Below are 19052 nucleotides of genomic sequence, written 5' to 3' on the forward strand. Positions count from 1 at the left end.
TTACGCCTTCGCCCCGAACCGGACGTCCATCTCGTCGAAGTAGGCATCCGCGAGCCGGGTGAAATCGGATGCTGTCAGCGTGATCTCGTCCCCGACCTGCAGGCCGAGAACCGAGGTTTCCGGCTTGAGCTTGATCGTGTTGTCGGCGCCGAGACTCCTGCGGATAGCTACTCTTGGCCAGCATCGCCTGCTCATCCTCCTATGAGTTCGGTCCGAATCGTGGAGGCCAGTCCGTCTACGTCGGACTCGGTCGTGTCAAAGGAACACATCCACCGCACCTCACCGGTGAACTCGTTCCAGGTGTAGAACTTCCAGGTGTCGCGGACCCGTGCCGCCACAACCGGATCCAGGGTCGCGAACACTGCATTCGCGTCTGTCGGGTGGGTGAACGACAGGCCCGGAGCACCTTCGAGTTGCGAACGCAGGCGTGATGCCATCGAATTCGCGTGCGCCGCTGCGGCGATACCGACACCACCGGAGAACAACGCCAGCAGCTGCGCCGAGATGAACCTCATCTTGCTCGCCAGCTGCATGCTCAGCTTCCGCAGGTACACCATCCCGTCCGCCAGGTCAGGGTTGAGGACGACCACCGCTTCGGCCCCCAACGCACCGGCTTTGGTGCCGCCCAGACTCACCACATCCACCCCCACGGCAGACGTGAACTCGCCGAACGACATGTTCAGCGCAGCAGCAGCATTCCAGAGCCTGGCGCCATCGACATGCACGGTCATCTGATGGGCGTGCGCGTAGTCGCAGATCGATCTGATCTCGTCCGCGGTGTACACGGTGCCGAGTTCGGTGGCCTGGGTGATGCTGACCGCCAAGGGTTGCGCGCGTTGCACGTCGCCCCACCCCCAGGCCTGCGTCGCGATGGACTCCGAGGTGAGCTTGCCACCGGAGGCAGGAACGGTCATCAGCTTGAGACCGCTCACCCGTTCCGGCGCGCCACCCTCGTCGTTCTGGACATGCGCCGACTCGGCCACGATGGCCGCGCCCCAGCGCGGCATCATCGACGTCAGCGACACCACGTTCGCGGCGGTGCCGTTGAACACCGGAAAGATCTCGGCGCGCGCGCCGAACTCGTCTCGGATCACCTCACGAAGGGCGTCGGTGTAGACATCCTCGCCGTACGACGACTGGTGGCCCCCGTTGGCTTCGCCCAGTGCCGCGAGCACTTCGGGCAACATCCCTGCGTAGTTGTCGGAGGCGAATGCACGCCACGACGAGTCGTGCAACGTCATCCCCCGAACCTCTCGGTCCGAATCGTCGCTGTCGGATAGCCGAGATCGACCAGCCACTGCGCGTACTGCTCGACGAACGCCGTCGGTCCACACACCCTGATCTCGGGTTTCTCGGCGAGCGGGATCACCCGTTCGGCGAACTCGGCCGCATCGGGTCTGCCGGCGGGCCTCGAAGATCCCGGCGGGGCCTGCCGAGTGTAGAGATAGTCGACCTGCAACCGGTGCGTGTCTTCGAGCCTGTCCAATTCGGCAGCGTAGTAACGGGTCTCGGGGGTTCGGAGGGAGTAGAGCAACCGGAACGGCGCCTTCGATCCGCTGCTCTCGCGGGCTCGGATCATCGACATCAGCGGTACCACTCCGGAACCGCCTGCGATCAGTTGTACCGGTGCGGGGTCGGAGGCGTGCCAGGTGAACCACCGACCGATGGGTCCACGGATCTCCACCTGGTCACCGACTTCGAGGTCGTTGATCAGATATGGGGACACCTCCCCGTCTGCGAGTTCCTCGATGGTCGTCTCGAGCAGGTCGTCGCCCCCTGCTGCGGCAACCGAATACGACCGGACAGCCTGATAGCCGTCCTCGGCGGTCAGCCGGATGTCGATGTGTTGGCCCGGGAGCACGCTGCCGCGCTCGGGTACCCGCAGATGCAGAGTCCGTGCGGTCGGCGTCTCCATCGACGCCGCAACGACCGTGGCCGGCCGCCACCCGTTCACCAATATCGTTCCTCTTTCCAGGGGTCACCGTGATTGTGGTAGCCGTTGGTCTCCCAGAATCCTGGCACATCGGAGTCCATCACCCGGAGGTTGTCGACCCACTTGGCCGACTTCCAGAAGTACAGGTGCGGGATGAGTAGTCGGGCCGGTCCGCCGTGCTCGGGATCGAGGGGCTCACCGTCGAAGGTGTGCGCGATCCAGGCCTTACCGTCGAGCACGTCTTCGAGCGGGACGTTCGTGGTGTACCCACCGTAGGAATGCGCCATCACGAACCCGTCGGGGTCCACATCATCTCCGAGCAGCACGTCCAGCGACACGCCACGCCAGGTGGTGTCGAGCTTCGACCAGGCCGTCACGCAGTGGATATCGACCGTGATGTCCTCTTGCGGCAGGGACATGAACTCATCCCAGGTCCAGCTGCGGGTTTGCTCACCCGGGGCTTCGATCTCGAACGTCCACTCCGACAGTGGTATCGACGGGGTCGGCCCGGCAGACAAGACAGGGAAGTCGTTGGTGAGGTATTGCCCTGGTGGGATCCGCTCGTTCTGTTGCCGGCGTCGGGCGCCGAACCCTTTGTTGATGATCGCCATTGCTTCAGTGTGCTCTGCCGCGGAGTGGTCTGCAGCCTTTACCGGCGTCCGGATCTTCTCATTCGGCGGCCGTCTGCTGGTCGGTCAGCACGAGCCGCAATCGCTGGGTGTCGTCCGCAGTCCATCCCTCGGGTTGCAGAATCGCTGCCCAGGAGTTCGCGATGTCGGCGTGGAAGGTGTGCCCGTGACCGTCAGGGACGTTGTTGGACTCGACCATGTCGGCTGAAACCTGCAGAAACGTGACCACCGGGATCCATCGAACACTGTCCAGTACGTCATATCCCCGTGCTTCGGAGAGCCAATCCGGTTTACGGAATGCGAGATCGGGCGACCACCAGGTGATCGGATCCGACGGGTGTTGCAGATACACCACACGCGGGGCGGGCCACCGGGCATCGGGCCGGTTCAGATCGTCGGCGCGAGCGACGAATCGGGCGCTCTGGCCACCGTCGTAGACGGGAAGCCATTGCGGCGTCCCTTCATCACGATCGGCTGTGGCCTGCTGCCACACCTTGTTCGTGTAAGTGGGTCCCACGAAGAGGGCACCGTCGGCGCGAGCTGCCAGGTCCTCGATGCTGGTGAAGGCGGTCTCTCCTCCGAACGAGCCGAGGCTCTCTCCGAAGACGACCAGTTTCGGCCGCGCCTGTTCCGGCAGCAGGTGCCATCGGGCGTAGACGGCCTCGAACAGTGCCTGTCCCGCCTGCCGGGCTCGGTCCTGATCGACGAGGAACGAGATGGGACTCGGCAGATAGGAATACTGCATCGATACGATCGCGGTATTTCCGTTGTAGAGGTACTCCAGGGCGCTGACGGTGCTCTCGTTGATCCAGCCGGTTCCGGTGGTGGTCCCGACCGCCAGCACACCTCGTTCGAAACCACCCGCCCGCTCCAGGTCATCGACGGCGAGTTCGGCCTCCGGCCGATAGCCTTGCGCCGATGCGAGTCCGGCGTATGCGCGGATCGGTGCTGTCGCAGGAGATCCGTTGAAGGCGGCGAGTTCCTGGGTCGTCGGTCCGTTGGCGACGAAGATGCGGCCCTGCCGTCCCAGCGACTCCCAGCTGATGAGTGAGTCGGGGCCACCCGACCGGTAACGGCTCTGCGGAGGCTCGGTGTCGGGGTCTGTCTCTTTGTTGATGGCAGCGAAACTGTCGTTCAGGCCGGACATCACAACTCGGGTGACCACGCCGTTCAGCACACCGATGATCAGGATCACCACAAGGGCAGCGGCAACCACCCTCGAAACACGCGGTGGAACGACCCGGGCGAGCTGTCGAGCCACCGCTCTCGTGAGCCGCATCAGCGATCGGCCGATACCGACGAATGCCATGAAGATCACCGCGGCGAGCAGCAAGACCAGCGGATACCCGACCGCCGGAAAAGGTTCGGTACCCATCAGGTCGCGTAACTCACTCTGCGACGATCCGAACCAGACGAGGCTGATGATCGTGCCGACCGCAGCGACGCCGGCCAACACCCACCAGCCGATGCGCTTTGCGCTCGCGGAGGCCTCACGCACGACGACGTAGCGGACGAGCATCGATCCGAGTACGCCGACCCCGTAGCCGATCGCGGCCGACGCCCCGCTGACCACACCTTGGAAAAGCCACCCCCGCGGCAGCAGTGACGGGGTCATCGACAACCACAAGGAGATGGTCGCGACCACGAGTCCACCGAAGACGAAGCGCTTCGGCACCAACCGATGCCACAGAGAAATCACTGTGCCTCCAATTTCTTCACAGGCAAGACCGCTGACAGTAACAAGCCTGGACATCGCAGGCGCGACAGGTGCAGACGCTGAGGTCAGGTAGTGCGCTTCGCGCGCCCGCGCATGGTCAGCACACCGACCAGCCAGCCGACTGCGAACACGACCAGCAAGGTGAACCACAGAGGAGAATCCACCGTGATCCAGAACAGTTGTATGTTCGTCGAACGGCGATTTTGCAGGACGAATATCACTGCGATGATCGACAGTGCCACGGCCGCCCAGCCTGCAGGCGAGACCTTGGCGAACACATTTGTCTTGCGGCGGGAGCTTTGGGTCATGGGGTGACTGTAGTCCGACAAACCTTCGCGGTAGCCCGAAATTTTGCGTCTCCCACAGCCTTGAGCAGGGACTCGTCGACATCCGTTGGCCATTGTGGCCGTCGATTCATCGGTCCCGACTACGCTGAAATGATGCCGCATCCAAGTCTGCTCTGCGTCCATGCGCATCCCGACGACGAAGCGCTGTGGACCGGCGGCGTGCTCGCTCGGTGTGCCGAACTCGGTGGCCGGACCGCCGTGGTGACCTGCACATGGGCAGCGGGCACCGTGCGGTCGGACGAGCTCGCGGAGTCGCTCCAACTGCTGGGCGCGGGAAGCCCACATCTACTCGGTTACGGCGACCGCCTGGTCGCCGATTCGGCGCCGGGCCGAGCTGCCTTCTGCGATACACCGTTCGACGAGGCGGTCGGGGCGCTGGTGTCGCACATTCGCGAGTTCCGGCCCGATACCGTGCTCACCTACGACCCGCTCGGGATCTACGGGCATCCGGACCATGTCCAGGCTCACCGGGTGACCCTTGCTGCGGCCGGGGCTGCCGCTTACCCGCAACTGTATCCGGGGACCGGAAAGCCTTGGCGCACAAAGTTGGTGTACCTCGCGACGATGCCGCTGTCGATCGCGCAAGTGCTGTGGCCGCCGGTGATGGAACAGTCGTCGGGGCCCGACGGCCCCTTACCCGGTGTCCCCGACGAAGCCGTCGACACCACCATAGATGTGGAACCCTGGCTCGATCTCAAGTGGCAGGCACTGTGCGCGCACCGCAGTGAGATCGCCAGAGGAGGTGCCATGACCATGCTCGCCGGTTTGCCGGAGGAGACCCGGCGACAGGTGCTCCGCAACGAATGGTTCATGCGGATGCCGCTGACGACTGATGCCGACTCCGTCGATGCCCTCGCGTTCGACGATGACAACGGGCACACCGAACTCAGTTGACCTGCGTCCGCAACCCGCTCGCACGCAACACTTTACGGTCGACACCTGCCCTGACCGCGGCCTCGGTCCCGATCAGCCTGACGTGCCCACTCGCTCGAGTGATCGCGGTGTACAGCAACTCGCGGGTCAGCAGTGCCGACCGTTCCGGCGGAATCACCACGGACACCGACTCGTACTGCGACCCCTGACTGCGGTGGATGGTCATCGCGTACACGGGTACAGCTGCCACCAGCTGCGACGGGTGCAGTAACTTCCAGGTGGATCCACGGGCGAAGGCCACCATCAATCGCCCCTCGGTCCTCACCACGACCCCGGTGTCACCGTTGAAGATCCCGGCGTCGTAGTCGTTCGCGGTCACCAGAAGTGGCTGTCCGGGATACCAACTACCGACGTCGAGGGCATCGGCGGGAGCGTCGATCCACTCCATCGCCAGACGTGACCAGAACTCGACACCCGAGGACCCTTCACGGTGCGCGCACAGCAGTCGGTGGGTCTGCAGACCCGCGAGCGCCGATCGAGGGTCGCCCGCAGCGGCAGCCTCGCCGACGCGACTCGCGGCGGTGACGACCTCACCTCGGACTGCGGTGAGGTCATCGGGGTCGACGAGCTCGAACTCCGGGTGACCCGCACCGAGGAGTTCGATCACAAGGTCCGGATCCCCCTCGCGAACAGCCGAGGCCAGGCGTTTGATCTGCTCACCGAACCGGCGCACCTTGGTGAGCCGGATGACTCCGCCGCCGAGTCGGTCCCGCTCGTCGGTGGCGAGTGCGTCGTCATCCTGCGCGTCTGCGACCAGGTCGGGAGCGAGCACCTCCGCGAGGACCGGATGGGTCGGCTGTGACACCGGTCTTGCGACGAGATCGGCGAGGACCGCTCCCGCATCGACCGAGGCCAACTGGTCGGGATCGCCGACCAACACCAGTCGGCTGTGCGGTCGCAAGGCATCGAGCAGCCGGGACATCATCGTCAGCGAGACCATCGAGGTCTCGTCGACGACCACCAGATCATGAGGTAGACGATTGTTCGCGTCATGAGCGAATCTGCTCCGGCTGGAGGGCTTCCAGCCGAGCAGCCGGTGCAGGGTCGTTGCCGTCAGATGCTCGGGTAGTCCGAGGGCCGCCGACTGCGACCGCACGGACTCTTCCAGCTGTGCCGCAGCGCGGCCGGTCGGCGCCGCCAGCGCCACTCGCAGCTGTGGGCCGTACTCGTCGAACATCAAGGCCAGGACGCGGGCCACGGTGTGTGTCTTTCCCGTACCCGGTCCGCCCGCGATCACCGTGGTCCAGCCCGCGGTCGCCAGCGCCGCGGCGACACGTTGGCGGTCCGGCGCCGCATCGGGAAAGTACCGCTTCAGTCCGGTTGTGAGCCGCCCCGCGTCGATGATCGGATGGCTCTGTGCTCGCTCGTCCAGTACCTCCCGGATTCGTTGTTCCTGCAAGAAGTATCGACGCAGATAGAGCAGCGACCCCTCCGGTGACTCGGCCAGGTACAGCGGACGCAGCGGCCCCGAGTCGGCGCCCACCACCAACGGACTCCTCGCGAGCGCAGCTGCGACCTCGGCTGGATCCGGCCACGGCAGGGTCGCAGGGTCGATGCCGAATTCCTCGGTGTCGACGGCCACCTCGGACAGGCGGCCGACTTCGACGCAGACCGATCCCAGCCGGACCGCCCGCACCGCGAGCGCCGCGGCGAGCAACACCGTCGGGTCGATCTCGGACTTGCTCAGCGTCGCAAGGGTCTGCGCCACATGGATGTCGGCGGCGCTCAGTACGCCGGCCCGGTTGAAGGGCACCAGCGCCGGGTGGGCCTGCCGCACGATCCGATGGTCGGCCTCGATGTTCACGGCGTCAGCACCCTTCCCGCGATCAGATCCGAGGTGGCGACGATCAGTTCGGCAGGTGGTTTCCATTCGAAGACGCCGCACCCGGCCGGTGTCTGCGGCCCGATCATTGCCCGGACGAAGTGATACTGCACACCGCCGAGGTGCTGCTGCGGCGTGTAGTCGGGCAGCCGCCAGCGGAGATAGCGATGCAGGGCAACCGAATACAGCAACGCCTGCAGGGGATAGTGCGAGTGAATCATCTCGCGGGCCATCGACTCGGGGGTGTAGTCGAGACAACTGAGGTCGCCGCGAGCGGTCCGGTTGGTCTTGTAGTCGACGACCACGAATGAGTTGCCGGGCAACCGGAGAACGGCGTCGATGCTTCCGGTGAGAAAGCCACGCAACGGCGGCGCAGGTACTCGACGTAGGTGCTCGGGGTACTCGGCGAGTAGATCTGTGGCAGGCAGAAAGCTCTCCATCAGATCCCCGATGCCCCTCAGGGTCGCCTCGGTCTGTGCTCCGAGCGGTAGCTCGAAGGTCAGTTCCGGTAGGCGATCCGACGACGAGATCTGGGCGAGCGTCACCTGCGCCTCGCCCAGCGGGGTGGCCAACACGGCGAGCAGAGCCGTGGCCAGCGCGTCGACATCGATGTCCACCAGACGGATTCGCACCGCGTCCGCACATCTGGACCGCACCTCGGCCGCGAGATCGTCGACGTCGGTGTCCACCAGTTCGAGAACTTCGTGAACGAGGGTGCCGAACGCGGCACCGAACGGAAGGGAGTTCATCAGCGATGGGTACCTCAACTCCCCTGGCCCGTCGTCGACGGGCTCCGCGAGCGGCTCCACCGTCTGCTCGTCGGTCTTCTCCGCGTACTCAGGCTCGCTGGCGACCGGCGCCTGATGCGGCGACCCGGCGATCAGCGCCGAATACGAGGTCCGCCGCCAGGTGTGGTCGATCCGGCGATCGAAGCGGGCGGCGTCGAGTTCGCCCTCGGGGGCAGGCCGATCATCCCACTGCGGGACCTGCAGCCCATCGAAATCGGCTGGTTCGACCCGAACACCCGCCCCGGCCCGTTCACCCCATTCGGCGAGACGCAGCGCCGCGGTGGCGTCGTCGGGAACGGTGGGTCTGGGGTCCGGCGTCGCGCGGTCACGGCTGAACAGGAGACGGTGCAGCGGCGACGATCTCGTCGGTCCGCCCGGTGCCCACCACAGCACAACCGCGGATCCGGCCCGGGTCAGGGCGACGTACAGCAGGCGCAACTCCTCGCCGTCGTCCTCCGACCCGGATGCCTCACGACGCGTGCGATACCCGGGCGCATCTTTTCCTCCGACATCGAGGACCCGCTCGCCGGAGTCGTCGTGGAGCACAAGGGTGGCCGGCGTGGGGTTGCGGGCGGCGTCCCAGCCGTACGGGACATAGACCACGGGGAACTCCAGCCCCTTGCTGCGGTGCACCGTCAACAGCTGCACCGCTTCGGCATCGCTGTCCAGCCGACGGCTCTGGTCGGCCTGGTTCCCGGCGGTGGGGTCGGAGATCAGCTCCTGCAGCCAGCGCACCAATGCGGTCAACCCGAGCCCGCGCTCCACGACCGCCCGGTTACACAGCTGCGCCACGTGGGTCAGGTCGGTGAGTCTGCGCTCGCCTCCGGCGATCGACAGGACCCTGCCCGCGATGTCACGTCGACCGGAGAGCTGTTCGTAGACCGCAGCAAATCCTGACGTCTGGTACACCGACACGAGTTCTCTGACGAGGGTGCTGACATCGGCGGTGAGTTCATCGCCCCCCTCGTCCAGTTCGGTGGCCGTCCAACCGAGCAGTGGGGTCAGGGCTGCGAGCCGCACGCGGGCGGACCTGCTCGGCTGTTCCATGGCCTGCAGTAGCCACAACCAGTCACGCGCACCCTGTGTGCTGTAGACACTGGTCCCCCCGGCCAGCACCGACGGAACGCCCGCGTCGTCCAGGGCGGCCTGGATCATGCTCAGGTGCTTGTGATTTCGCACCAACACCGCAATGTCGCCGGGTGCGATCGGCCGGGCCTGACCATCGACGACGAGATCCGGGCGCGCATTGAGCAGTTCGGTCAGATCGCCCGCAACATCGTCGGCCACCGCGCGCCGTAAGCGGTCGAGTACCGGGAACCCGGCTTTGCTCAGTGGCCCGTGACCACTTCGCTTGAGGTACCGCAGCCGTAGCGGTGTCACCGAGGGCAACCGCGATCGCGACGTGTTCGCTTCGACGTGGTGCACGACGATCTCCGGGCTGCCCAGGGCCGCATTGCCGTACACATGATCGAGCGCCTCGACCAAACCGGCATCACTACGCCAGTTGGTCGGCAGCACCTGGTGATTGTCGGCGGCTCTGACGGCCTCCAGGTAGCTGAAGACCTCCGCGCCACGAAACGCGTAGATGGACTGTTTGGGATCGCCGACCAGCACGAGATCGGTGTGTCCGTGGAACGCTGATTTGAAGATCTCCCACTGCACCGGGTCCGTGTCCTGGAACTCGTCGACGAGCACCACCCGAAATCGGCTGCGGACCCGCGCACATGCCTGGGGTCCGTGCACCGGGTCCACGAGTGTGTCGCGGAGCAGGGTCTGCAGGTCGTCGTAGTCGCGAATGTTGGTCATCCGCTTGCGGCGTTCCACCTCTGCGCGCACTTGCGCTGCGAATTCGACGCGAGCGTACTCATCACTGCCCGGGTCGGCATCCGGGGCCAATCGCGCCTGCCGCTGGAACACCGCAGCCCTGGCGAAGGCATGCGCGTCGCGCACGCTGAACGGCACACCGTCACTGCCGCTGTACTTCCTGAGGTACAGGTCGTCGGTGACCTCGGTGATCAGGTCTCCCACGTCTTCGACGAGGGTGACATCGTTCTCGAAGTCTCCCGCGATTCCGAGCCCGTCGAGCATTCTGCTGCAGAACGTGTGCGTGGTGGCGATGGTCGCGGCATCGAAGTCCGACAGCGCCGCGATGAGATTTGTCCGGCGGGCCGCGACCTCTGCCGGCGCGCCCTGGGCGAGCATCGCGACCAGAGGGTCAGCTGAGTCCGCAGCCGCAGCAGGATCTGACAGTGCGGCAACCAATCCCCCGAACCGAAGGCGGGTGCGCTCACGTAGTTCTGCGGTGGCAAAGCGGCTGAACGTCACGAGTAACAGTTCCGAGAGTGGCACCCCTGCCGCGACGTGCCTGGCCGCGAGCCCGACTATCGCGTAAGTCTTTCCGGTACCCGCGCTTGCCTCGAGCACAGTGGTTCCGGTGGGTAACCTGCCCGTGACGTCGAAGGTGACCGGGACGATCCGACTCTGCGTCATCTGGTCAATTCACCTTCTCGGCGTCGAGGATCGGGTTCCACAGTCTGACGGCCGACGCGGCGAACCGGGTCGGCATCTGATCCCACGCCGTCTCGCCGGCATCGGGTTCTGCCGCCGTGATGGCGGTCAGGTCGCCGCCGAAGAGGTATCGGACATACAGGTCCTGGGCCTCGCCGCCGAACTGGTTGTCGAAGCTCTTCTCCGCCGCCTCGAGCGCCAGCGCATCATCGTCCCCCCGGTACCGTCGCGCGGCGTATTCGGCGCCGGCGGCGGTGGGCAAGGGCAGAGGCGAACGAAGCCCACGATCACGCAGGTCCACGAGCTGCTGCAAGATCGCGCCGGGGTCGGCAGGTGGCGTCAACCGGGATCGTTGCAGACGGTTCCCGAAGCGGGCGCGGCCGACGACGACGGCAGACCAGTCGCGCGGCACCGTTGCCGCAAGCGCCAGCAGGTTCACCCACGCCGCGACCCGATGCTTGGCCGCCAGACGAGAGAAGACAGTGCGGGCCAGTACCCCGTCGTGGACGCCGGTCACCGTTCCGGTCAGTCGTCTGTGGGCCGCCAGGTCGACGGTCACGTCAATCGATTCCGGACTGCTTTCGTACAGCTGTGCGGCTGCCCCGACCAGGGCTTCCACGTCGTCCGATATCCCACGGAGGACCTCACCGCCCAGCCGGAACGGCGGCAGGGTGCCGCGCCGCAGCTCACCGGCTCGCAGCGCCGCCGCGTCCACCCCGGCCAGGCGCGCTGCCAACATCCGGTCGCCGATGGACCACTTGTCCAGGCCCCCGATCTCTGCGCTGAGCACGTCGTCGAGCTCTTCTTCGTCGCCGGGCAGATACAGGCCGAGGCGCTGCCGACAGAAGGCCCGCAGCGGGTGCTCGACAAACGCGATCAACTCCGCCAATTCGACGTCTCCGGCACGCGGGGGCAGCGGATCTGGGAGGAAGTCTGGTTCGGCGACCTGGACACCACGGGTGGCGCGCGCCCCCGCGAGCGCAGAACGATCGAAACTGAACGGCGCAGGAATGACGAAGTTGGCGGGATCGAACGCGTGCAGGGGATGAACCGTCAGCACCGACCCGGTCGCGAGCATTCCGTTTGCGGCGTCCATCAGTTCTCCCACGGGCACCGCGGGCGGCCGCCGCAGCCCGGTCACCGGATCGTTGCCCGTGTAGAGCACGATCAGCCGGTCCACCGCGGACATGGTTGCGTCGAGTAGCAACTGCCGGTCTTCGCTGCGGATGTCGCGCTCTCCCACCCAGGGGTCCGCGCCCAGGATGTCGTCACCGTTGACCCCTCCGGCGCGAGGATAGCTCTCGTCATCGAGCCCGAGCAGGATCACCACCCGGTGCGGTACCGCCCGCATCGGCACCATCGTGCACACCGTCAGTTCGCCCGTACGGAAGTTCGCGCGCGTCGGACGACCCGCCAACCGTCGAGCCAGCATCGCCCGGATGTCCGCGAGCCGGACCACCACCTCGGCCCCGTGCTCGGTGGCCGCGGCAACCTCCTGATGGGCCTGTCCCCGTTGCCAGCTGTCGGCCGGACGTACGGCGGTCAGCAGATCCATTGCGTCAGAGATGTTCTGTGCCCATTCCGCTGCAGGACGTGGTCCCCGGAGGGTGGCCAGCGCGGAGTCCAGTCGCGCGACGAACTCGGCGAACCGACCCGCGAGGTCCACGTCGGCACTGTCGACGTCGTCGAGGGGAAGCGCCGTGCCGAGCCAGCTCAGTTCGGTCTCGTCGGCGACGACGCCGAGAAGGATCCGGTCGAGACCGGCACTGAAGGTATTTTGCGCAAACCCACCGAGCCCGAACGGCTTTCGCTGATTCTCGTTGATCCCCCACCGGGCGCCCGACTCCGCGGTCCATTCACGTAGCCGCTCGAGATCGTCGTCGCTGAAGTCGAATCGGGCCCGCACCGGCGCGCTCTCGGCAAGACCCAGTACCTCGCTGGCCTTGACTCGCCCACCCGCAAGCGTCAAGAGCTCGGACATCACCTCGAGCAGCGGATTGGTCTGGCGCAGTGCGCGATCGGCCAACCGGACCCGTAGCTCGTGCCCCGGGTGCAGGTGAGTTGTCTGACCGAACGCCGCCCTGATCAACGGGGCGTAGGTCTCCACGTCGGGGCACATGATGATGACATCACGAGGGTCGAGCGAGGTGTCGTCCTGGAACAGGTGCAGGACGAGTTCGCGCAGCACCTCGACCTGACGGGCCGCGCCGTGACAGGAATGCACCTCGACACTGCCATCGGGACTCCCCGACGCGGCGGGTACCCGATCCTCACACAGGGCCTGCTGAAGCCGCGCCAGATGCGTGAGGGCGGATGGACCCGCAAGGTGGTGGACGTCGTCGTCGGCGAAGGGGGCCAGACGCATCTGCAGCTCGCGAACCTCCCGGGACAGCGACGCGAGCAGCGGATGCTCGACGTCGCCGATGACCATCTCCCGACGGCGTCGCACCACCGGGTTCGCCCGCACCTTGTCCCACAGTACGGGGCTCGCGTGTGGCAGAAACAGATTCACGTCGCGGTGGACACCGAGGGCGGCCAGGACCTGCAGCTGTTCCGTGCTGAGCCGGGTCGCCCCGAACAGCGCCAGCCGGGATGGCAGATCGACGAGGTCCGGTTGCTCTCGCACCAGCGCACACACATCGTCGAGTCGCTCGGGCGGGCTGGGGCTGTCGATGCGGGCGCGGAGCAGGCGCCACAGGTGAGGCTGCCAGAGCAGTTCCGGCCCCAGCGGCTGATCGCTGCCGTCGGTGTCGGCGCCGCGAGCCCAGTCGACGATCATCTGTGGACGGTGGGTGGCGTACCCGCGGAACAACTGCGTCAGGTGCTCAGCGGTGCCATAACGCCGACCGATCCGAAAACCCGGGCGTCCGCCGTCGGGTCCCGAGCGTCCGAGGTGCCGTGCGAGGATGGCGCACTCCGGATCGTCTGCGGCCTCGTCGATCACCGACAGCAGGGTCCAGAGCATCCGGCCGGCAGACCAGGGGTCGTCATCAGACCTGACCGACGCCGATCGGCCACCCCCGGCGGATGCGATCACCTCGTCGACGAGGGCAGCCGGTGACGGGAACTCGATGTTGGCGGCGATGCCGTCTCCGGCCCTGAGCGCGGTGACACCGAGTACCGCGGACAACTGCTGGGTCAGCCAGCGCTCCACACCGCGGGCGGGAACTGCGATGATGTCGGCGGTGAAGGGGTCCGGCATCGGGACCGCCAATATCTCGGCGAGCGCAGTCACCAAGGTGCTGGTGCGTTCGGCGCGATGCAGTTTCAGCACGCTGGGAGTCCCCTTCCGGTCCTCACGCGGTATATCACGCCGCGCTGACGTCGCCGGTCGATGTGGTCTCAGGCCCGGCGACGGAAAGGGACGGGATCGATGAGTCGCGTTCGCAAGAACTCGCGCACCTCCGACTCGATCGGACGCGAGGAACCCGTCTGGGGATCGACTGTCACCCCGGTGGTTTCGCACAACGCCTTCAGGTCGCCCTGACTGTCGCGAAGTTCGGCACCGAAGTCGAACGACGAGGTGCCGACTCGACTGATCCAGACCTTCGCGATCGCCGGATCGGTCGAGTAGAGCAGCGGCGCCACGAACTCGATCTCCTGACGCGCGATGTGGAACGACCCTGTGCCACCAGGGCCCTTCCCGAACCACGATTTCATCGTCCGGACGCGGGCTTCCTCGAAGAGTCGCGCGTACTGGACATTGTTCACGTGGTTGTTGATGTCCATATCGCCCCAGCGCAGATGCAGTGCGATCTCGGCGGGTTCGGACGGGCGCTCGTTCATCGCACCGAGCCTAACGGCAGCGATTTCGGCGGCATTGCCGGGTCTGACGCCACCATCGGCCGGTAGACCGTAGTATGCGCACAGCAGTCCGCCAGTTCGGTCTGGGATGAGGCGGGCCCGGGGAATGAGGAGTTCGTTGATCATCGAGACCGACCGCCTGGTGCTTCGCCCGGTTGCCGCGACCGATATCGACCATTTGGTCGCCCTCGACAGCGACCCCGCGGTGATGCGGTACGTCACGGGCGGCATCGCCACCCCGCGGGAGGTCATCGAGGAGTGGGTCATCCCGCGCGCCGTATCAGAAGCCCGGCACCGAGCCGGCGCCGGCGTCTGGGTTGCCCTCGACCGGCTCGACCTGGTGGCCGCGCGGTCGGTCGGCCATCCCAACCCTGCTGCCGCCAGCTTCGTCGGCTGGTTCGGACTGCGGGCACCCAGGCATTCCTCGGAGTCGGAGTTCGAACTGAGCTACCGGCTACGACGCGCGATGTGGGGTCGCGGCCTGGCCACCGAGGGTGCCCGCGCTCTGGTACAGCTCTCCTTCACCGAATTGGACATCAGTCGCATCTTCGCAGGGACCATGGCCGTCAACACGGCATCGCGCCGGGTGATGGAGAAATCGGGCCTGCGGTTGCACCGCCTCCACGACTGCGCGGACACCTCCATCGCCGGCGCGCAACGCGGCGAAGTCGAGTACGAAATCCTGAAAAGCTATTGGGACGCAAACGAATTCCCATGGGCCTGGGCCGCACGCACCACTACCGACATGATTGCCTGAACCTGTCGGGCTCCGCTCCACCCGGCAAAAGACACCTTGCCGCGACCAAACGCCACTCATTGACTACCGTTAGCAGGGTGCGGATCCCACCCGCCCTGGAGATCCCGGCCGCAAAATCCGCAAACTGACAGGAGATGGTCATGAGTGACGAGACCGCAGGTTCGACCCGGCACCGGGTGGTGGTGATCGGCTCCGGCTTCGGAGGTCTGTTCTCCACCCAGCGCCTGAGAAAGGCCGATGTCGACGTCACTCTGATCGCGCGAACAACCCACCACCTGTTCCAGCCGATGCTCTACCAGGTCGCGACCGGCATCATCTCCGAAGGTGAGATCGCCCCCGCTACCCGGGTGATCCTGCGGAAACAAGCGAACGCGCAGGTGCTGATGGGCAATGTCGAGTCCATCGACCTCGAGAACAAGGTGGTCACGTCCAGGCTGCTCGAGCGGATCACCGAGACGCCGTTCGACAGCCTCATCATCGCGGCAGGTGCCGATCAGTCGTACTTCGGCAACGACCACTTCGCCCAGTTCGCCCCCGGAATGAAGACCATCGACGACGCGCTCGAGCTGCGCGGTCGCATACTCGGCGCATTCGAGCAGGCAGAACTCTCCGATGACCACGAGGAACGCGCCCGACTCCTGACGTTCGTCGTCGTCGGCGCCGGACCCACCGGTGTCGAATTGGCCGGGCAGATCGCCGAGATGAGCGACAAGACGCTCAAGGGCACGTTCCGCAACATCGACTCCACGGAAGCGAAGGTCATCTTGCTCGACGCCGCGCCCGCGGTGCTGCCCCCGATGGGCCCCAATCTCGGAGCAAAGGCGGCCAAGCGGCTCGAGAGCATGGGGGTCGAGATCCAGCTCAACGCGATGGTCGTCGACCTCGACTACGACGGACTGCTGGTCAAGGAGAAGGACGGCAGCACCCGCCGGATCGAGTCTCAGTGCAAGGTGTGGTCGGCCGGTGTCGCGGCGAGCCCACTGGGCAAACAACTGGCCGAACAGAGCGGCGTCGAACTGGACCGGGCGGGCCGGGTCAAGGTACTCCCCGATCTGTCGATACCCGGCAATCCGAATGTCTTCGTCGTCGGCGACATGATGTCGGTCGAAGACGTCCCCGGCATGGCCCAGGGCGCGATCCAGGGCGGGCGGTATGCCGCGGACGCCATCAAGGCAGAACTCAAGGGTGCAAAGCCGGAGGATCGCGAGCCGTTCAAGTACTGGGACAAGGGCTCGATGGCGACCATCTCGAAGTTCAGCGCGGTCATGTCGGTTCCGGTGCCAGGATTCAAGAAGAACCTCGAAACAGAGGGCTTCTTCGCCTGGCTCGGATGGCTGCTGCTGCATCTGGTCTACATCGTCGGATTCCGCAGTCGGCTCAACACCATCGTCGACTGGTCGTTCGCATTCCTGACCAAGGGACGCTCGCAGCTGACGATCACCGAGCAGCAGGTGTTGGCGCGCAACGCGCTGGACCAACTCGCGCAGATCGATCTGGATCGTCGCAAGGAAGCGGGCGAACTGCTTCCTGGTGACGAGGCCGAGACACCGAGTGGCAAACCGGTGCTCTCCGACCCCACGCCGAAGGTCCGTGAGGCGCGGGCTGACGCCACATCTGATTCCGACACCGGGGCGCAGTCCAAACCTGCGGCGAGCTGACTCAGCCGACGAGGTCCCCGGCCCACCGCTCGGCGTCGTTCAGCGTTCTGGCGAGCACCGTGGTCAGGGACCCGCCGGCTGCAAGGCCCAGCCGCGCGCCGACCGCGTCCGGATGAACCGCATCCGGCCGCTCGTCCGGATATCTGAACTCGCTGAACAGGACGGCAGGCGCTCCCAGCTCGTCGTGCTCCGGTCTGCCGATGCTGACCTGATGTCGCACGGCGGGGGTGCCACCGACGTCGGCGCGGACCCGGCCGGTCCATCGACCGAGATCTTCCCTGCTACGACCGATCTGAACGCGCTCGGCCACCCGGACGGCCCCCGATTCCGCGACGTCGATCGCAGTCTCGGAGTGCTGGACGGCGTGCGCCGCGACGATCGTCGGTTGCGGGTCGATCACCAGCCTCGCTCCGTCGGCGACGGCGATGTGCCAGCGCAACTCCGACCGGGGTTCGTGCGGCCCCGGCAGGGCCATGGCGGCCGCGACGCTGTGCAGGTTGAGACAGGCGCCGGGACCGACCTCGACGTGGATCTCGATGAGATCTCCGCCGAGAGGAGTCGCGGCGCTCGAGATCATGTGCAGGGTGTCGACCCCGGTCTGCCGGACGGCAATACCGCCCGACGCCCGGATTCGCGGCGACCGTCCTTTGACTGCCCGTACATGGAGTTCGGTGTGCATCTGTATCTGCCGAAGCTCAGGCCTTGCTTGCGGTTTCGTCGGAGATGGCGGCCAATTGCTCTCGCACCCAGCCCAGCACGTCGGTCGCGGCGGGATCGTCGGTCAACGAGATCAGAACCGTCGGACGGCCCTCACGCACCTTTGCGGCATCATCGCGCATGACCTGCAGGTTTGCCCCGACCATCGGTGCCAGATCTGTCTTGTTCACGACGAGCAGGTCGGAAAACGTGACACCCGGTCCGCCTTTGCGGGGCACCTTGTCACCGCCCGCCACATCGACCACGAAGATCTGCGCGTCGATCAAGCCGGTCGAGAATGTCGCGGTGAGATTGTCGCCGCCCGATTCGACCAAGATCAGGTCCAGGGGCGGGTTTGCTTCCACCAGGTCATCGATCGCGTCCAGGTTGGCCGTGATGTCGTCCCGAATCGCGGTGTGCGGGCAGCCACCGGTCTGAACAGCTGTGATGCGTTCGTCGGGCAGGACCGCGTTGCGGCGCAGGAAGTCCGCGTCCTCCGTGGTGTAGATGTCGTTGGTCAACACCGCGATCGACAGTTCTTCGCGCAGCTGCCGGCACAGGGCGGCGACCAGTGCGGTCTTCCCGGACCCGACGGGTCCACCGATCCCGATTCGCAGCGCCTCGCCCGCTGTGCGGTTCCGTTTGGGACGCGAATGGTCATGAACGTGCGGCTGTCCGTCGATCAGATGTGGTGGCACAGAACTGCTCCTCTTGTTATTCGTCGATGCCGTGCTGTGGATTCTTCACGTGTGTACCGGCCACCTCAGGAGGCGAACAACGGCATGGGGCGCAGCTCGTGGCGTTGCGCGAGTACGTCGAGCAGAGGGTCGGACAGGTCAGCCAAGTCGACACTTGCTGTGGCGGCCGTGCTCTCGCACAGCGGCGTCATCTCCACTCCCAGCAGTGCCACATCCCCGGGATCGAGCGCCAAGAGGCGTTGCCCGGCTGTTGCCGAACCCGTCATCGTCGTATAGATCAGCACCAGGGCACTCTGGAACGGGTCCAGGCCCGCAATCCGCGACACCGCCCCTGCAACCACCGGGAGGTGGGGCCGAGGCGGATGCGCGCTCCAATCTTCCTGCGGATAGATCTTTTTTCCCAGTCGCAGCATGCCGCGTCCCTGCGCTCTCGAGGCTGTACGGGCGGCAGCAGATGGCGTTCGGGCGTCCGCCTCGACCTCTGCGGTCGCCACGTCGAGTCGTCCGTCGACCACAGCAGCGGCGATAGACGCCGCAACCAGACCGCTCGTCCGAACCCTCCGGATCAAGAACTCGCGCAGCGTGGGGAGGTCACGGACCGCGCCGCCACTGATCGCTTCCTCCAACCCACCGGAATGGACGTGTCCACCGACTGGGAGGCGAGAGTCCGCAAGGGTCAGCATCATTGCGAGCCGGTGTCCTCCGGTGGTCACCGGGTCGCCGGTAAAGGGCAGGCCTGCAACGGGTGTGCGCTCCGTCGAC

The 19052-nt window shown here is 66.0% G+C and carries 16 protein-coding genes; 3 read left to right on the forward strand and 13 right to left on the reverse strand.

Annotated elements, in window-relative coordinates:
* The 6 genes from BH683_RS20265 to BH683_RS20290 form a co-directional block, all read right to left on the reverse strand.
* Entirely contained in the window at positions 1 to 195 is a 195-nt protein-coding gene (locus tag BH683_RS20265) for a hypothetical protein (RefSeq protein WP_084838075.1), read from the reverse strand.
* Complete coding sequence (locus tag BH683_RS20270) at positions 192 to 1241, reverse strand: beta-eliminating lyase-related protein (protein WP_084838076.1); 1050 nt, start codon at positions 1239 to 1241, stop codon at positions 192 to 194. The genes BH683_RS20265 and BH683_RS20270 overlap by 4 nt, the downstream gene beginning before the upstream one ends.
* On the reverse strand, positions 1238 to 1954 hold the full coding sequence (locus BH683_RS20275) for a ferredoxin reductase (protein WP_281492326.1): 717 nt from the start codon (positions 1952 to 1954) through the stop codon (positions 1238 to 1240). Before BH683_RS20275 ends, BH683_RS20270 begins: the two co-directional genes overlap by 4 nt.
* Positions 1951 to 2544: a sulfite oxidase-like oxidoreductase gene (locus BH683_RS20280; protein ID WP_084838078.1), complete on the reverse strand. Its 594-nt coding sequence runs from the start codon at positions 2542 to 2544 to the stop codon at positions 1951 to 1953. Before BH683_RS20280 ends, BH683_RS20275 begins: the two co-directional genes overlap by 4 nt.
* Positions 2545 to 2602: 58 nt before the next feature.
* A complete protein-coding gene (locus tag BH683_RS20285) occupies positions 2603 to 4261 on the reverse strand; it encodes an alpha/beta-hydrolase family protein (RefSeq protein ID WP_246833491.1) in 1659 nt (552 codons plus the stop codon).
* A gap of 83 nt (positions 4262 to 4344) precedes the next feature.
* Positions 4345 to 4587 (reverse strand): hypothetical protein, encoded by a 243-nt coding sequence (locus BH683_RS20290; RefSeq protein ID WP_246833492.1) that lies wholly within the window; start codon positions 4585 to 4587, stop codon positions 4345 to 4347.
* A gap of 132 nt (positions 4588 to 4719) precedes the next feature.
* On the opposite strand from BH683_RS20290, the gene BH683_RS20295 reads away from it, so the two are divergent.
* On the forward strand, positions 4720 to 5520 hold the full coding sequence (locus BH683_RS20295) for a PIG-L family deacetylase (protein ID WP_084838208.1): 801 nt from the start codon (positions 4720 to 4722) through the stop codon (positions 5518 to 5520).
* On the opposite strand, the gene recD is transcribed toward BH683_RS20295, so the two are convergent.
* The 4 genes from recD to BH683_RS20315 form a co-directional block, all read right to left on the reverse strand.
* On the reverse strand, positions 5513 to 7363 hold the full coding sequence (gene recD, locus BH683_RS20300; protein ID WP_246833493.1) for an exodeoxyribonuclease V subunit alpha: 1851 nt from the start codon (positions 7361 to 7363) through the stop codon (positions 5513 to 5515). The genes BH683_RS20295 and recD overlap by 8 nt on opposite strands.
* Positions 7360 to 10659 carry a UvrD-helicase domain-containing protein gene (locus BH683_RS20305; RefSeq protein ID WP_084838081.1) on the reverse strand — a complete coding sequence of 1100 codons (3300 nt, stop codon included), beginning with the start codon at positions 10657 to 10659 and terminating at the stop codon, positions 7360 to 7362. Before BH683_RS20305 ends, recD begins: the two co-directional genes overlap by 4 nt.
* Before the next feature lie 4 nt (positions 10660 to 10663).
* Positions 10664 to 13951: an exodeoxyribonuclease V subunit gamma gene (recC, locus tag BH683_RS20310; RefSeq protein WP_084838082.1), complete on the reverse strand. Its 3288-nt coding sequence runs from the start codon at positions 13949 to 13951 to the stop codon at positions 10664 to 10666.
* A 68-nt stretch (positions 13952 to 14019) separates the two neighbouring features.
* Positions 14020 to 14463 carry a thioesterase family protein gene (locus BH683_RS20315; protein ID WP_084838209.1) on the reverse strand — a complete coding sequence of 148 codons (444 nt, stop codon included), beginning with the start codon at positions 14461 to 14463 and terminating at the stop codon, positions 14020 to 14022.
* A gap of 136 nt (positions 14464 to 14599) precedes the next feature.
* Between BH683_RS20315 and BH683_RS20320 the strand changes: the two genes are divergently transcribed.
* Entirely contained in the window at positions 14600 to 15238 is a 639-nt protein-coding gene (locus BH683_RS20320) for a GNAT family N-acetyltransferase (protein ID WP_084838210.1), read from the forward strand.
* 134 nt (positions 15239 to 15372) lie between these two features.
* A complete protein-coding gene (locus tag BH683_RS20325) occupies positions 15373 to 16896 on the forward strand; it encodes an NAD(P)/FAD-dependent oxidoreductase (protein ID WP_246833494.1) in 1524 nt (507 codons plus the stop codon).
* 1 nt (position 16897) lies between these two features.
* On the opposite strand, the gene BH683_RS20330 is transcribed toward BH683_RS20325, so the two are convergent.
* From BH683_RS20330 to BH683_RS20340, 3 genes are all read right to left on the reverse strand, one after another.
* Positions 16898 to 17575 carry an urease accessory protein UreD gene (locus BH683_RS20330; protein WP_084838083.1) on the reverse strand — a complete coding sequence of 226 codons (678 nt, stop codon included), beginning with the start codon at positions 17573 to 17575 and terminating at the stop codon, positions 16898 to 16900.
* A 16-nt stretch (positions 17576 to 17591) separates the two neighbouring features.
* A complete protein-coding gene (gene ureG, locus BH683_RS20335; protein WP_084838084.1) occupies positions 17592 to 18290 on the reverse strand; it encodes an urease accessory protein UreG in 699 nt (232 codons plus the stop codon).
* 65 nt (positions 18291 to 18355) lie between these two features.
* Positions 18356 to 18976: an urease accessory UreF family protein gene (locus BH683_RS20340; protein ID WP_084838212.1), complete on the reverse strand. Its 621-nt coding sequence runs from the start codon at positions 18974 to 18976 to the stop codon at positions 18356 to 18358.
* Between the last annotated feature and the right edge of the window lie 76 nt (positions 18977 to 19052).

This window comes from Williamsia sp. 1138, from assembly GCF_002095435.2.
GTDB lineage: Bacteria > Actinomycetota > Actinomycetes > Mycobacteriales > Mycobacteriaceae > Williamsia.

Coding starts and splice junctions, on each gene's coding strand:
- BH683_RS20325 (WP_246833494.1), top strand. CDS start 15,373: ATGGTCATGAGTGACGAGACCGCAGGTTCGACCCGGCACCGGGTGGTG.
- BH683_RS20280 (WP_084838078.1), bottom strand. CDS start 2,544: ATGGCGATCATCAACAAAGGGTTCGGCGCCCGACGCCGGCAACAGAAC.
- BH683_RS20340 (WP_084838212.1), bottom strand. CDS start 18,976: ATGATGCTGACCCTTGCGGACTCTCGCCTCCCAGTCGGTGGACACGTC.
- BH683_RS20270 (WP_084838076.1), bottom strand. CDS start 1,241: ATGACGTTGCACGACTCGTCGTGGCGTGCATTCGCCTCCGACAACTAC.
- BH683_RS20315 (WP_084838209.1), bottom strand. CDS start 14,463: ATGAACGAGCGCCCGTCCGAACCCGCCGAGATCGCACTGCATCTGCGC.
- BH683_RS20330 (WP_084838083.1), bottom strand. CDS start 17,575: ATGCACACCGAACTCCATGTACGGGCAGTCAAAGGACGGTCGCCGCGA.
- BH683_RS20305 (WP_084838081.1), bottom strand. CDS start 10,659: ATGACGCAGAGTCGGATCGTCCCGGTCACCTTCGACGTCACGGGCAGG.
- BH683_RS20265 (WP_084838075.1), bottom strand. CDS start 195: ATGAGCAGGCGATGCTGGCCAAGAGTAGCTATCCGCAGGAGTCTCGGC.
- BH683_RS20290 (WP_246833492.1), bottom strand. CDS start 4,587: ATGACCCAAAGCTCCCGCCGCAAGACAAATGTGTTCGCCAAGGTCTCG.
- BH683_RS20295 (WP_084838208.1), top strand. CDS start 4,720: ATGCCGCATCCAAGTCTGCTCTGCGTCCATGCGCATCCCGACGACGAA.